The sequence below is a fragment of the Pseudomonas sp. Pdm06 genome (assembly GCF_014851795.1).
Classification (GTDB): Bacteria; Pseudomonadota; Gammaproteobacteria; order Pseudomonadales; family Pseudomonadaceae; genus Aquipseudomonas; species Aquipseudomonas fluorescens_AA.
The window spans coordinates 209,616-223,415 of record NZ_JACVAH010000008.1 but is presented as its reverse complement, the minus strand read 5'-3'; the positions used below and the strand labels follow the sequence as shown (position 1 = coordinate 223,415).

14 protein-coding genes are annotated in these 13,800 nt (G+C 61.1%); 1 reads left to right on the top strand and 13 read right to left on the bottom strand.

Translation table 11 applies throughout. The features are described from left to right. Positions 1-36 precede the first annotated feature (36 nt). Together IB266_RS15440 and IB266_RS15435 are read right to left on the bottom strand one after the other, a co-directional pair. Positions 37-2,181 (bottom strand): 3-hydroxyacyl-CoA dehydrogenase NAD-binding domain-containing protein, encoded by a 2,145-nt coding sequence (locus tag IB266_RS15440; protein WP_192261684.1) that lies wholly within the window; start codon positions 2,179-2,181, stop codon positions 37-39. Between the two features lie 24 nt (positions 2,182-2,205). Further along, positions 2,206-3,411, bottom strand: coding sequence for an acetyl-CoA C-acetyltransferase (locus IB266_RS15435; protein ID WP_060741268.1), 1,206 nt, complete (start codon positions 3,409-3,411; stop codon positions 2,206-2,208). A 611-nt stretch (positions 3,412-4,022) separates the two neighbouring features. Here IB266_RS15435 and IB266_RS15430 point away from each other — a divergent pair. After that, complete coding sequence (locus IB266_RS15430; RefSeq protein ID WP_192261683.1) at positions 4,023-4,835, top strand: c-type cytochrome; 813 nt, start codon at positions 4,023-4,025, stop codon at positions 4,833-4,835. A 38-nt stretch (positions 4,836-4,873) separates the two neighbouring features. Here the strand turns inward: IB266_RS15430 and IB266_RS15425 are convergent, their stop codons facing one another. The 11 genes from IB266_RS15425 to IB266_RS15375 all read right to left on the bottom strand — a co-directional run bounded on the left by IB266_RS15425 (position 4,874) and on the right by IB266_RS15375 (position 13,800). Continuing rightward, entirely contained in the window at positions 4,874-5,689 is an 816-nt protein-coding gene (locus IB266_RS15425; protein WP_192261682.1) for a transglutaminase family protein, read from the bottom strand. Next, the gene (locus IB266_RS15420; protein WP_192261681.1) at positions 5,686-6,636 is read right to left on the bottom strand and encodes an alpha-E domain-containing protein; all 951 of its coding nucleotides are present in this window, start codon (positions 6,634-6,636) and stop codon (positions 5,686-5,688) included. Before IB266_RS15420 ends, IB266_RS15425 begins: the two co-directional genes overlap by 4 nt. A gap of 9 nt (positions 6,637-6,645) precedes the next feature. After that, positions 6,646-8,055 (bottom strand): circularly permuted type 2 ATP-grasp protein, encoded by a 1,410-nt coding sequence (locus IB266_RS15415; RefSeq protein ID WP_060741264.1) that lies wholly within the window; start codon positions 8,053-8,055, stop codon positions 6,646-6,648. Positions 8,056-8,440: 385 nt separating this feature from the next. Then, complete coding sequence (locus IB266_RS15410) at positions 8,441-8,782, bottom strand: ribonuclease E inhibitor RraB (protein WP_003179463.1); 342 nt, start codon at positions 8,780-8,782, stop codon at positions 8,441-8,443. A gap of 201 nt (positions 8,783-8,983) precedes the next feature. Beyond that, positions 8,984-9,220: a hypothetical protein gene (locus tag IB266_RS15405; RefSeq protein WP_072406264.1), complete on the bottom strand. Its 237-nt coding sequence runs from the start codon at positions 9,218-9,220 to the stop codon at positions 8,984-8,986. A gap of 140 nt (positions 9,221-9,360) precedes the next feature. After that, positions 9,361-9,969: an START domain-containing protein gene (locus tag IB266_RS15400; protein WP_060741262.1), complete on the bottom strand. Its 609-nt coding sequence runs from the start codon at positions 9,967-9,969 to the stop codon at positions 9,361-9,363. Between the two features lie 53 nt (positions 9,970-10,022). Then, the gene (locus tag IB266_RS15395) at positions 10,023-10,277 is read right to left on the bottom strand and encodes a YkgJ family cysteine cluster protein (protein WP_060741261.1); all 255 of its coding nucleotides are present in this window, start codon (positions 10,275-10,277) and stop codon (positions 10,023-10,025) included. A 149-nt stretch (positions 10,278-10,426) separates the two neighbouring features. After that, positions 10,427-10,906, bottom strand: a complete 480-nt coding sequence (locus IB266_RS15390) for a translation initiation factor 2 (RefSeq protein WP_192261730.1) — start codon at positions 10,904-10,906, stop codon at positions 10,427-10,429. Between the two features lie 85 nt (positions 10,907-10,991). Further along, complete coding sequence (locus IB266_RS15385) at positions 10,992-12,434, bottom strand: PLP-dependent aminotransferase family protein (protein WP_192261680.1); 1,443 nt, start codon at positions 12,432-12,434, stop codon at positions 10,992-10,994. Positions 12,435-12,634: 200 nt separating this feature from the next. Next, entirely contained in the window at positions 12,635-13,444 is an 810-nt protein-coding gene (locus IB266_RS15380) for an OmpA family protein (protein WP_192261679.1), read from the bottom strand. After that, positions 13,441-13,800 (bottom strand): DUF4398 domain-containing protein, encoded by a 360-nt coding sequence (locus tag IB266_RS15375; protein WP_003204190.1) that lies wholly within the window; start codon positions 13,798-13,800, stop codon positions 13,441-13,443. Before IB266_RS15375 ends, IB266_RS15380 begins: the two co-directional genes overlap by 4 nt.

Genomic DNA, 13,800 nt, shown 5'->3' with positions numbered 1-13,800 from the left:
GAAACACGGTTCCAAGGCAAGCCCCTCCCCGGTCTGTCAGAACAGTTCGTGCCGGGCGGCTTTCTCCAGCAACAAGGCCGGCGGTGAGAAACGCTCACCGTATTGCTCGGCCAGATACTGGGCGCGACCGACAAAGTCCTGCAGGCCATACTGGTTGATGAACTGCAACGCACCGCCGGTCCAGGCCGCGAAACCAATGCCAAAGATCGAGCCGATGTTGGCATCGGCCGTCGACGTCAGCACCCCCTCCTCCACGCAGCGCACGGTCTCCAAGGCCTGGATGAACAGCAGGCGATCACGGATATCCTGGGGCGAAATCTGCCCATCGGCTTGCTCGAAGCGGCTCTTCAGCTGCGGCCACAGGTACTTCTGCCCGTTGGCCGGGTATTCATAAAAACCGGCGCCGGCAGCCTTGCCCGGCCGCTTGTATTCGTTGAGCAGCAAGTCAATCACGGCGAATGCCGGGTGCTCAATCGGCGTTTTCCCTTCTGCGTGCAGGTCCTTGGCGGTTTGCGCGCGGATATGGCTCATCAGGCTGAGGGAAACTTCGTCAGAGATCGCCAGAGGCCCGACCGGCATCCCGGCCTTGCGCGCTTCGGTCTCGATCATCGGCGCACTCACGCCCTCGCCGAGCATGGCGATGCCCTCATTGGTAAAGGTACCGAACACCCGCGACGTGAAGAAACCGCGACTGTCGTTGACCACAATCGGCGTCTTGTTGATCTGCAGGACAAAATCGAAACCCCGAGCCAAAGTCGCGTCACTGGTACGCGCCCCCTTGATGATCTCCACCAGGGGCATTTTTTCCACCGGGCTGAAGAAGTGCAGGCCGATGAACTTCGTCGGGTCCGGCACGCCCATGGCCAGGCCGGTGATGGGCAAGGTCGAAGTGTTGGAAGCGATCACCGCGTCGTCGCCCGCCACTGCCTGGGCCGCAGCCGACACGCTGGCTTTGAGGGCGCGATCTTCAAACACCGCTTCAATGATCAGGTCGCAACCGGCCAGGTCAGCATTGCTGTCGGTGGCTTGAATCCGCGCCAGCGTGGCTTCGCGCTGCTCGGCCGTGAGTTGGCCACGGGCGACCTTTTTATCCAGCAACGCCGCCGAGCGGGCCTTGCCCTTCTCGGCTGCCGCCAGGTCGACGTCCTTGAGAACCACGGCAATGCCGGCCACGGCGCTGACATAGGCGATTCCCGCCCCCATCATGCCCGCACCGAGCACGCCGACTTTTTTCGTCAGATAAGGCGCCAAACCTTGTGGGCGAGAACCACCGGCCTTGATCTCGTTGAGCTGGAACCAGAGGGTACCGATCAGGTTCTTCGCCACTTGGCCGGTGGTCAGTTCGGTGAAGTAGCGGGTTTCGATCAGGTGCGCGGTGTCGAAATCCACCTGGGCCCCCTCCACCGCCGCGCAGAGGATTTTCTCCGGTGCCGGCAGGCAGCCCTGGGTCTTGTTGCGCAGGATCGAGGGGGCGATCGCCAACATTTGCCCGACTTTCGGGTCGGACGGCGTGCCGCCCGGGAGCCGATAGCCCTTTGCATCCCAGGGTTGCACGACGCTGGGGTTGGCCAGAATCCAGGCCCGGGACTTGGCCAGCAGTTCCTCACGATCCTTGGCCAGCTCATCGATCAACCCGGCCTGCAGCGCTTGTTGTGCACTGACCTTCTTACCTTCAAGCAGATACGGCAGGGCCTTTTCCAAACCGAGCAGGCGCACCATCCGCACCACTCCGCCGCCCCCCGGCAGCAGCCCGAGAGTGACCTCCGGCAAGCCGAGTTGCACCGATGGCTGCTCCAGCGCCACGCGATGATGGCACGCCAGGCAGATCTCCCAACCTCCGCCGAGGGCCGCGCCATTGATGGCCGCCACCACGGGCTTGCCCAGGGTCTCCAAGGCTCGCAGTTGCGCTTTAAGCAGCAGGACCATGTCGTAGAACACCTTGGCCTCGGGCTTGCCGACCTTGACCAATTCATTGAGATCACCACCGGCGAAGAACGTCTGCTTGGCCGAGGTGATGATCACACCGGCAATCGCGTCCTTTTCAGCCTTCAAACGGGTAACGCAAGCGGCCATGGCCTCGCGGTAGCGCGCATTCATGGTGTTGGCGCTCTGGCCCGGCATGTCCAGGGTCAGGACGACGATCCGGTCCTGGCCGGTTTCGTAACGGATGGCAGCGGTCATGAAAAATGTTCCTTGAAGTCGGGCTCAGAGGCGTTCGATGACGGTGGCAATGCCCATGCCGCCGCCGACACAGAGGGTCGCCAGGCCATAGCGCAGGCGACGCGCCTCCAACTCGTCGAGCAACGTGCCAAGGATTGCGCAGCCGGTGGCCCCCAAGGGATGCCCCAGGGCGATGGAACCACCGTTGACGTTGACCTTGGCGGGGTCGATGGCCATGTCCCGGATGAACTTGAGCACCACCGAGGCGAAGGCTTCGTTGACTTCGAACAGGTCGATGTCTTCCACCCGCAGCCCGGCCTTGGCCAGGGCCTTGCGGGTGGCCGGCGCCGGGCCGGTGAGCATGATGGTCGGGTCGGTACTGGTGACGGCCGTGGCGACGATCCGGGCCCGGGGTTGCAGGCCCATGGCGCGCCCCTTGGCTTCGGAACCGATCAACATCAGCGCCGCGCCGTCGACGATGCCGGAACTGTTGCCCGGCGTGTGCACATGATGGATGCGTTCGACATGGCTGTAGACCCGCAGCGCCGTGCCGTCGAAGCCCATCTGGCCCATGGCTTCGAAACTCGGCTTGAGCTTGCCCAGGCCTTCGAGGGTGGAGTCGGCGCGGATGAATTCATCGTGGTCCAGCAACACGATGCCATTCTGGTCCCGCACGGCGACCAGGGATTTATCGAACGAACCGTCGGCCCGGGCGCGTGCCGCTTTTTGCTGGGAGTGCAGTGCGTAGCGGTCGACGTCCTCGCGGCTGAAGCCTTCCAGGGTGGCGATCAGGTCGGCGCCGATGCCCTGGGGAATGAAGTGACCCTGCAGGTTGGATTGCGGGTCCAGCGCCCATGCACCGCCATCGCTGCCCATGGGCACCCGGGACATGGATTCGACGCCGCCGGCCACCACCAGGTCTTCGAACCCGGAACGCACCTTCATCGCCGCCAGGTTCACCGCTTCCAGGCCCGAGGCGCAAAAACGATTGAGTTGCACCCCCGCCACGCTGACATCCCAATTGGCCACCAACGCAGCAGTCTTGGCGATATCGGCACCCTGCTCGCCCACGGGCGTCACGCAACCGAGCACGATGTCGTCGACCTGGCTGGTGTCCAAATCCATGCGCTGGCGCAAGGCACTGAGCAGGCCCCCCATCAGGTTCACCGGCTTGACGCTGTGCAGGGCGCCATCAGCCTTGCCCTTGCCACGAGGCGTGCGTAATGCGTCGAAAATCAAAGCTTGGGTCATGACATCCTCGAAACCACGGGGTAATGCGACGCCTCCAACCATAAGCCCAGCGGCGCCGGATTCAATGACCACAGCGCTCAATGGCGTTGACGACCACGCTCAGACGAACGGTAGCGAGCTATCGGGTTAACCGATTCAGGAGGGCAAGCTGTCTAGCAAAAGGGCCGGCAGGAAGGTGGCAATAGGCCTCATGCTGTTTTAATCGCGATAAGTACCCAGTTGATACGAATTGGATCTAAGCCAAGGCGGCCGCGGCCCCTAATGTAATCCTTGTACAAGTTAGTCGTCGGGTTTTGCCGAGGCGCTTGTCGGAACAGGAAGTGCAACGCCAGCCATCATGGATATGCAGGCTGGTTTTCAGGACATAACAAAAAAGGCGGATCAGCCATGTTCAAACATTCGAAAGTTCGTCAAGCCGGACTCATTCTCTTTGCCACGACGCTGCTGTTGATTTTGCCGAATATCACCAAGGTGATTGGCTGAATCCTGCGCGGGGGCACCTGCTTCATCCAATACGTTGTGTCGCCAAAAAATGTGATGGGTTCACTGTTCGAGCTGCGATGGCTGTGCCAACCTTTGCGGCCACCCCCTCGACATGGAAGGCGATCGACTTGAAAGCTCTCATTGTGTTCGGGGCGTTGCTGCTCAGCACGCCCCTTTATGCCGCGCAACTGGTGCTGGAGTTGGGCGCGAGCACGCGCACCTGGCAAACCGAAGAACTGCTCAAGCATCCGGACGCTCAAACGGTCGAGATTGCTGAGGATGTTTCCTACAAGAAACCCATGAGTTATCGAGCCGTGCGGCTGACGTCCCTGTTGCCGGGCATCCAGCCGGACGACCACCTGCAGGCCGTTGCCCTGGACGGCTTCGCTGCCGAGATGCCCGCGGCGCCATTACTCAACAAGAGCGGGGCCCGGGCCTGGCTGGCGATCGAGGACCCGGCCAAGCCGTGGCCGTCGCTGGGGGAAGGCAAGTCCAGTGCCGGGCCTTTCTATCTGGTCTGGACCGACCCTCAGGCAGGCCGCATCAGCCCGGAACAATGGCCCTATGCGGTGGCAAGCATCAAGCGCCTGTCGGCGGTGGCTGAACGCTTTCCAGCCCTGCTACCAGCGCCCAACCTGGCCAAGGACGACCCGATCAATAAAGGTTTCGCGCTGTTCCAGAAGAATTGCCTGGCGTGTCATCGGCTCAATGGCGCTGGCGATGCACAGTTCGGCCCTGACCTGAACATTCCTTTCAATCCCACCGAATACTTCTCCGGGGACTTCCTCAAGCGCTACATCCGCGACCCGCAAGCCCTGCGACGCTGGCCCCAGGGCAAGATGCCCGGGTTCTCGGTAGCGGTGTTGCCGGAATCGGAGCTGGATTTGCTGGTGGGTTACTTGAAGCATATGGCGGGACGCAAGCAGCCGCTGACTCCATGAGATCGCTTTTGTGGCGAGGGAGCTTGTTCGCCAGGCGGTTACTGGAGTTGCACAGCAATCACTGGGGTACCGGGGGTGCCGGGGGTCTCGATCATCCTGGCATGCATCTGCTCGCCACCGCCGCCGCGGCGCATGCCACGCACTGGGCAGGCGTCCAGGTAATCCAGGCCCACGGCCAGTTTCAGGTGGCGCTCCGGGCGAGCCAGTTGGTTGGTCACGTCGAAGCTGTACCAGGCGTCGTCCAGCCAGGCTTCTGCCCAGGCATGGCTCGCCAGGTGCTCCCTCTCTTCGCTGAACAGATAACCCGACACATACCGCGCCGGCACGCCCAGGCTACGAGCGCAGGCCAGGAAGGCATGGGTATGGTCCTGGCACACCCCGCTACGACCGGCGAACGCCTGGGCTGCACTGGTCTCGACTGCGGTGGTGCCAGGGGTGTAGATCATGTGCTGGTTCAAGCCATGCATCAGGTCGATCAACGCGGTGCGGTCGCGACGCTGCTGGCACTGCTGCGCAGCGAAGGCTCGAAGGGCCTCGTCCGCCTCGGTCAGCCGGGTGAAGCGCAGGAATGGCAGCGCCGACTGGCTCTCGTGTTCGGCTTCGCGCAACGGATCGATATCCACCTGTCCACGGGCACCGATGATGACCGTTTCGTGGGGTTCATCCAGGGTCAGCACATGCAGGATGTTGCCAAACGGATCCAGTTGCGCCCGCACCGGCCGAGGCAAATCAAGCTGCCAGCTCAGCACATGCTGGCGTTCGCTGTCGTGGGGCGTCAGGCGCAGGTACTGGATGCTGGCGCGAACCTGATCTTCATAGTGGTAGGCCGTTTCGTGGCTGATCGAGAGTCTCATATGACCTCCAGGTAGGAACTGTGAATGGCGTTGCCCAGTTCACGGACCAGTGGGATGAATTCGGTGAGCCAGGCATGCAGGCCCCCGTCGAGGATTTCGTTGATGCCGGTGTAGCGCAGGCGTGCGTCCATTTCCGCCGCCAGCCGTTGCGCCTGCCGACCGTTGGTGCCCGGCAGGCTCGCGAGGATCTGGTCGATTTCTTCGGTACAGGCACGCAGCGAGCGCGGCACGTCGGCGCGCAACAGCAGCAACTCAGCCACATGACGAGCGCCCGGGGCCTCACGGTAGATCTCGGTGTAGGCCTCGAAGGACGACAAGGCCCGCAACAAGGCGCTCCATTGGTAGTAGGCGTGGGCCGTGCCGTCGCTGACTGCGTCGGCCTGGTCGCCGGCCATTTCGTAGCGGGCATCGAGCAAGCGCAGGGTGTTGTCGGCCCTTTCGATAAAGGTCCCCAGGCGAATGAACCGGAACGCGTCGTTACGCATGATGGTGCCGTAGGTCGCGCCACGAAACAGATGCGAGCGCTCCTTGATCCACTCGCAGAACCGGCTCATGCCGTAGCGATTCAAGCCTTGCTCGCCGATACCGCGAATTTCCAGCCAGGTGGCGTTGATGTTTTCCCACATGTCGGCGGTGATTCGGCCACGTACCGCATGGGCACTGGCTCGCGCGGAACCGAGACAGCTGTAGATGCTGGCCGGGTTGGCCGCTTCCAGGGCAAAAAAATGCAGCAGGCGCTCGGCGTGCAGATCGCCGTGTCGCTCCCGGTAATCGTCCAGCGTGCCAGTGATCAGCAATGGCATGGCCAGTTCGTGCAGGCCGTCGCCACGCCCATCCTGGGGCATCAGTGACAACGAATAACTGACGTCGAGCATCCGCGCGAGGTTTTCCGCCCGCTCCAGGTAGCGCGACATCCAGTACAGGTCCGAGGCGGTTCTACTCAGCATGGCAGCTCCTCAATCCTCGACCACCCAAGTGTCCTTGGTACCGCCACCCTGGGATGAGTTCACCACCAGGGAGCCTTCGCGCAGCGCCACTCGTGTCAGCCCGCCAGGGACCACGCGGGTCTCACGGCCGGCCAGCACAAACGGGCGCAAGTCGATATGACGCGGGGCGATGCCGTTTTCGACAAAGGTCGGGCACGTCGAGAGCGACAGCGTCGGCTGGGCGATGTAGGCGTGCGGCTTGGCCTTGATCCGCTCGCGAAAGGCATCGATTTGCGCCGTCGTCGCGGCCGGCCCCACCAGCATTCCATACCCGCCGGAGCCCTGGGTTTCCTTGACCACCAGGTCGGGAAGATTCGCCAGTACATGGGAAAGCTCTGCAGGATTACGGCACTGCCAGGTGGGAACGTTCTTCAGGATCGGCTCTTCGTCCAGGTAAAAACGGATCATGTCGGTGACAAACGGATACACCGACTTGTCGTCCGCCACCCCCGTGCCGATGGCATTGGCCAGCACCACGTTGCCGGAACGGTAGGAGGACAACAGCCCCGGTACGCCGAGCATCGAATCCGGATTGAAGGCCAGTGGATCGAGGAACGCGTCGTCGAGTCGACGGTAGATCACATCCACCGCCTTCGGCCCGTCGGTGGTGCGCATGAACACTTTGTCATCTCGTACGAACAGGTCAGCGCCTTCCACCAACTCCACGCCCATCTCCCGGGCCAGGAATGCGTGCTCGAAGAATGCACTGTTGAAACGCCCCGGCGTCAGTACCACGACGCTGGGGTCGTCCAGCGGACTGGAGCTTTTCAGGGTGTCGAGCAGCAGATTCGGATAATGATCGATGGGGGCGATGCGCTGGGCGGCGAACAGCTCGGGAAACAGGCGCATCATCATCTTGCGGTCTTCGAGCATGTAGCTGACGCCGCTGGGCGTACGCAGATTGTCTTCGAGCACGTAATAGGTGCCGTCACCGTCGCGTACCAGGTCGACACCGCAAATGTGCGCGTAGATGTCACGGTGCAGATCGAGCCCTTGCATCGCCAGTTGGTATTGCTCGTTGGCCAGCACCTGTTCGGCGGGGATGATGCCGGCCCGGATGATCCGCTGTTCGTGGTAGAGGTCGGCCAGGAACATGTTCAGCGCCTTGACCCGTTGGATGCAGCCACGTTCGACCACCCGCCATTCGCTGGCCGGGATGCTGCGCGGGATCGTGTCGAACGGGATCAGGCGCTCGGTCCCCTGCTCGTCCCCGTAGAGCGTGAACGTAATGCCGGCACGGTGAAACAACAGGTCGGCTTCGCGCCTGCGCTGCGCCAGAAGCTCGTCAGGCGTGTCGGCCAGCCAGCGGGCAAACGCCTGGTAGTGCGGGCGGACCTGGCCGTCGGCATCGTACATTTCATCAAAACCGCTGCGGATCATGCCGTGCTCCTTGTCACCCTGGCAGCAAGGCTTCGCAAGCCCCGTGCCATCGGCATAAACGCTTTATGATCAAAGGGTTGGAATCTCCACCGAGAGGCCGCGCACTTTTATAGTGCGGCAAATGCCCCCAACCCGCTGCCCCCGCTTCATTGCGACGCAGGGGCGTCGCTCTCCTGAGCATAGCCATGGAAAAACGAAGCGGCCTGGTCTGGATACAGTTAGGTACAAAACCTGGGGGGAGTGATTGCGGTGGGTCAGCTTGCATCGAGGTTGGATGTGTCGATGCCATCGCGAGCAAGCTCGCTCCCACAGGATTCCTGGGAAGTCAGACATGAAAACGGCCGACACAAAGGTCAGCCGTTGCTGTGGTTGCGGTGAGTGACTGTCAGGCCTGCAGGCGCCGGATCTCTTGCTTGACGCCCCAACCCTCGATAACCCCCCCCAAGGGTTCGACAACTGCCTCGAAGTCTTGCTCGAAGTCGCCAATATCATCGTAAGTGGCGTACATCACCCGGCTCAGTTCCAATGACCAAGCCCCGTCGTCCCGTGCACTGATCTGCGCGTTCAACGATTCGCCCCGAAAATGACCTGCCGCCCTGCGCGCCCGCTCCTCGTCCGGGAAAATGGCGTAGAACTCAATGGGATGGAATCGGGAAAAATCGAAACCGCCTTCTTTCATGCGGCGCAATACGCTGGTGCTGATGTCTTCTTGATAGGCTGTGCTCATGAAACGTCCTCCTAAAACCGATGGATAGACTTTCCGTCTTCCCGTGCGTGAAGCCTTCAGGCTGCAAGCGATACGGCATCAAATGGCCGTCGGGACACAAGCATGTAGCTGACAAGACCGGACCTTGGCGATCCTTTCGCTGATCTCAATTGCAGAGTAGCCGCAAGTGGTGGCCACTGCCAAGCGAGACCAGCCACCGTTTCATGAAATCGGTGTAATGCTGAGAATTTCGATACTGTTTTGGGACTTGAGGTTCTTGACTGTCGGATCTTCGGTGCGGTCAACCAGATCGTTGAGGTCCAATTGGCTGAGCACGGGTAGCAGCCTTTCGCGGATCAGTTGGGCGGCCTGCTCCATGGTGGGTTTGTGGTCATAGTCGAACTGCTCGACGGTGGTTTCACCGTGATCGTCAATGAAAGTGATTTCCCACTTTTGCATCAGTGTCTCCTTGATCAATTCAGGGCAGGGCTTACCTTCATCTCGACATTGAGGGGCGGACAATCGTTCCGCTGGGTACTTGGACGGCACACATGAAAAGACCGCCTCGGGGGCGGTCTCCTTTGTGCAGCCTTGGCCGATCACTTTTCGGCGCGTTCCTTCAGGGCCTTGAGGGTGTTGAACGGCGCATCCACCACGAACTTGTTCGCCAGCCAGGACGGCACGTCACCACCCGGTTCGGTGTGGACCTGATAAACGACTTCAATCTGGTCCGCGCCCTTTGGCGTGAATTTCCAGAAGCCATCGACCTGGGCCACCCGTACGAAACCTTGCTCCTCAGGCTGGTATGTCGGCACGCCCTTGAGCTTGCGGGTCAGGCTGCCGTCGGCCCCCTCCTCGGTGGTGACTTCCAGCACCGAGTCCCGGGGCGTCACCGGCCATGGCGTGTTGAATTGGGTATAAGTCCAGCTCTTGTCGCCTTCGTGCTTGAGCAGTTTCTGGCTCTTGCACTCATGAATCCAGGCGCAGGCGCCGGGAACGTCTTCCTGCAGGGCCCGCAGCTTGGCCATGGTGGTTTTCATCACCGTCACGCCGCGATAGGCCTTGTACTTGGAGCCCGCCACTTCACTGAGGGAAACCTTGATACCTTCCTTCTCCTTGGCAACCTGCCAGTCTTCTGCCTGAGCGGTGGCCGTCGCCAGCAACACGGTCAACCCACACAACACAGCCATACGATGCAGCGAACCCATAGTTTTTTCCTTATTGTCCAAGTTCGTTCATTTCGGATCTGTTCATTGACCCATTACGCTGCCGTGACTTGCTCCCACCAACCGATCAAGCGGATGGCCTCTTCACGGCTGCCGCCGCACACCTCGATGTCGGCTTCGAACGCCGAGCACACCGCCGGACGCTCCGGCTGGCCGAAGATCCGGCACAGGTTATCGACCGACAGTTGCACACAACGTTCTCCCGCCGGTTTGCCTTGGGGCATGCCAGGGATAGGTGAGCTGATGGAAGGGGCGATGCAACAGGCGCCACAGCCTTCACGGCACTTCATGACGACAACATCCTCGCGGCGGGTAATGATGAGTAACAGAAGACAGAGTAACGGCTAAAACACCCGTTTTAAATTACCGTCCGCGTGTTTTTTTACCGTTGGCCAAGTGACCGAACGGTCAGCGACGAGCTGCATGCCCTATGGAAGGCTTACTGCTTGAATTCGAAATCCAGCGCTGCGCCTTCCACCTCGTTGCGCTCCTGATTGCGCAGCGGCAGTTGCATTTCATTGCTCAACAACCGGCCATTGAGTTGAAACGGTCCGGGTTTCGCTCCGAACATTGACGGCAAGAGCGGTTCGCGCTTGAGCGGCGCAACCTTACCCGGCGGCTGCAACTGCTCGACCATGTCATGGGGCAGGCTCAGGTCCAGCTTGGCCGGCGGCAATGGAGTCTTGGCGACCTCGTGGGCGGATTTGCTCTTGGAAGCAATGGGCGCACGCTTTTTTTTCTTCGCCGCAGTCGCCTTTTTAGCGGAAGGCTTCTTGGCCACTGCGGTTTTTTTCGGCGTATTCTTCGTGGCACTGACGGCAGGTTTTTCCTGCGCCGGAGCCGCCACGACGACGCCTCCCATTTGGAAGACACTGAACAGGCCGATCAAAACCCAGGCAACAGGAACATTGGCTTTCATAGACACAACGGCACTGACGGCAGAAAACCCCATGCTCGCCTGATAATGAGGCGCTGACAAGCACATCAAGCTAAGCCGCTGATTTCTATAGAAACCCGTTGGCCGTTTCTTGGCACAATTGAGTCGCCAACAACCCCAGCGTCATCAAGGCCCGCTCTGCCTCACGGTTCCAGGGGGTACCGCAGTTCAAGCGAATGCAGTGGTTGAACTGCTCGGTGTTACTGAAAATCAGCCCTGGCGCGATACTGATGCCTTGTTGCAATGCCCGCACGTGCAACTCCTGGGTATTGACCCGTCCCGGCAGGCTGACCCACAGGATGAAACCGCCGTTGGGACGGCTCATTTGCGTGCCTTCGGGGAAGTACTGTTGCACCGCCAGCTGAAAGGCGCTGAGGTTCTTGCGGTACTCCTGGCGGATGTAGCGCAGGTGCCGGTCATAGCCGCCGTTTTCCAGGTAGGCTGCAATGCCCATCTGCGTAACGCTGCACGCCGAGTGAGTGCTGAAGGTCTGGAGCCGCTGGATTTCCTGCTGGAATTTCCCAGCGATCATCCAACCGATGCGCACACCCGGCGACAACGTCTTGGAAAAACTCGAACAGTAGATGACCCGGTCCAGCCGATCGTAGGCCTTGAGGGCCTTGGTGCGCCCCTGCTCGAACATCAGCTCGCCATAGATATCGTCCTCGACAACCTGGATGTCGAAGTCCGACGCCAGGCGCAGCAGTTGCTTTTGCCGCTCTTCAGGCATGGTGCCGCCGAGGGGATTGCTCAGGCGCGTGGTCAGTACCAGCGCCTTGATCGACCACTGGTTGGCCGCCAACTGCAAGGCCTCCAGGCTCATGCCGGTGACCGGATCACTGGGGATCTCGATAACCTTGAGGCCCAACAGATCCGCCAGTTGCAGCAAGCCGTAATAGGTCGGCGACTCGGCGGCGATCAGGTCCCCCGGTCGCGTCAGCACCCGCAAGGACATCTGCAGCGCATCGACGCAACCGTGGGTGATCACCACCTCGGAAGGGTCTACCACGACACCGGCGTCGCGCATGCGAATCGCCACTTGGCGCCGCAACGGCTCGAAGCCCGGGCTGAACATGTAGCTGAACGCCCGTGGGCTGTGGAAACGCGTGACCTTGGCCAACTGCTGATGCAGGGCCCGGACAGGCAGGTAGTCGACACTTGGCACCGCCGCACCCAGGGGGAACACCCCTTCACGGCGCGACTCGACCAAGACCTGCTGGATGATGCTGCTGCGCGTCACCAGCCCCGGGCGCTCTACCCGGGCAATGTCCGGCGTCGGTGCCGTCAGGGCCGGTGTCTGGTGCACGTAGTAGCCCGATTGCGGCCGTGCGCGAATCAGCCCCTGGTCTTCAAGGTTCGCGTAGGCCTGCAACACCGTGGCGTGGCTGACGTTGAGCTGCGAGCTCATCTTGCGCACCGAAGGCACGCGTTCACCGGGCTGATACACACCGCGCCGGATGTCTTCAGCCAGTTGTTGAGCAATACGTTGATAGAGCAGGAGGTTGGTCATGACGCAGCACTCGATTTCACGGGCATTTTATTCTTGTCGGAAACGATACCGGAACAGTTTAGAAGTGTACTGGGACAGTTGCCAGATTACTCGACAGTACAGTGGAGTGACAGCTCTAACTGTACTCATCGCGCATCGATTGCAGGGCCAAAAAAACCCGGCGCCTTTTACAGGGGCCGGGTTTTCCAGTGACGCAACCCTTAGCGGGCGGCGCCGAGCTGGCCTTTTTCGTCGGAGAACACAATTTCAACGCGACGGTTCTGTGCACGGCCCCGCTCGGTAGCGTTGACGTCCACCGGGTACTCATCACCGTAGCCTTCGACCTGGATGCGTTTTTCATCAATCCCCAGGTCCACCAGCACATCCGCTACCGACTGTGCGCGATCTCGGGACAACTTGAGGTTTTCCTGCTTGCCGCCCGTACTGTCGGTGTACCCCTCGATACGCACCACGCGCTTGGGGTTGAGCTGCAAGAACTGCACAATCTTGAGCACCACCCGGTTGGCCGAGTTCTTCAGTTCCGCTTCGCCGGTGTCGAACAGCACGTCACCCAGGGTCATCACCAGACCGCGATCGGTCTGGGTGGTCGCCATCGCCATGATCTGTTCTTCAAGCCATTTGCCCTGCTGCTGCACACTCAGCAACTTGGATTCGCGCAGGGCCAGCTGCAGGCGCTGGCGCTCCAGTTCGAGCTTCGCCGCACGCTCTTCGTTGAGCACCTGATTGCTGTGCTCCCGGGCGATCGCACTGTAGCGCTGGCTCAGGTAAGCGTAATGCTGCACATCCTCGCCGCTGCCCCAATAGCTGGACAAGCGATCGGCACGGGCCAGGGATTCACCGGCGCGGATCACGTCCCGGGGGGCGGCACGCAATACGTTGGCGTCTTCCTTGACCTTCTGGAAATCGGTGCTGGCCTGCTCGAGCGCCGCTTCGCTGCGTTGGCCGGCGCAGCCATACAAGCTGACCAGGCCGGCGAGCACCAGACCGCCCAATACGTGGGAGTGCTTCATTGGGCATCCTCCCTCAGCTGTTTGCGCAAGCGCTTGATGCGGGTGTCGAGCACGTTCAGTTGCTCCTGGCTCTTGAGGGTCAGCACCTTCGCTTCGGCCAGGCGGGCGTCGAGTTCAGCCTGTTCGGCTCGCATGCGCGCCTTCTTGTAGGATTCGTCGGCCATGTTGGATTTGGCGCGAGCGAATTTTTCTTCAGCCAGTTTCAATTCGGGCACTTCGTCGGCGGTGGCGCCAACGGCCCGGGCCTGCTCCAGTGCCTGTTCGGTCAGGCGGATCTGTTCATTCGGCGCCGGATCGGCTGCGCAGCCCGCCAGAGCCAGAACGGCCAGGGCAGCGAAAAGAGGTCGAATAGTCAC

Excerpts from the sequence above, each read along its gene's own strand:
- IB266_RS15410 (WP_003179463.1), bottom strand. The coding sequence starts at position 8,782 with ATGAGCACAGCCTATCAAGAAGACATCAGCACCAGCGTATTGCGCCGC.
- IB266_RS15415 (WP_060741264.1), bottom strand. The coding sequence starts at position 8,055 with ATGATCCGCAGCGGTTTTGATGAAATGTACGATGCCGACGGCCAGGTC.
- IB266_RS15425 (WP_192261682.1), bottom strand. The coding sequence starts at position 5,689 with ATGAGACTCTCGATCAGCCACGAAACGGCCTACCACTATGAAGATCAG.
- IB266_RS15435 (WP_060741268.1), bottom strand. The coding sequence starts at position 3,411 with ATGACCCAAGCTTTGATTTTCGACGCATTACGCACGCCTCGTGGCAAG.
- IB266_RS15395 (WP_060741261.1), bottom strand. The coding sequence starts at position 10,277 with ATGAAGTGCCGTGAAGGCTGTGGCGCCTGTTGCATCGCCCCTTCCATC.
- IB266_RS15385 (WP_192261680.1), bottom strand. The coding sequence starts at position 12,434 with ATGACCAACCTCCTGCTCTATCAACGTATTGCTCAACAACTGGCTGAA.
- IB266_RS15400 (WP_060741262.1), bottom strand. The coding sequence starts at position 9,969 with ATGGGTTCGCTGCATCGTATGGCTGTGTTGTGTGGGTTGACCGTGTTG.
- IB266_RS15440 (WP_192261684.1), bottom strand. The coding sequence starts at position 2,181 with ATGACCGCTGCCATCCGTTACGAAACCGGCCAGGACCGGATCGTCGTC.
- IB266_RS15390 (WP_192261730.1), bottom strand. The coding sequence starts at position 10,906 with ATGAAAGCCAATGTTCCTGTTGCCTGGGTTTTGATCGGCCTGTTCAGT.
- IB266_RS15405 (WP_072406264.1), bottom strand. The coding sequence starts at position 9,220 with ATGCAAAAGTGGGAAATCACTTTCATTGACGATCACGGTGAAACCACC.
- IB266_RS15420 (WP_192261681.1), bottom strand. The coding sequence starts at position 6,636 with ATGCTGAGTAGAACCGCCTCGGACCTGTACTGGATGTCGCGCTACCTG.
- IB266_RS15380 (WP_192261679.1), bottom strand. The coding sequence starts at position 13,444 with ATGAAGCACTCCCACGTATTGGGCGGTCTGGTGCTCGCCGGCCTGGTC.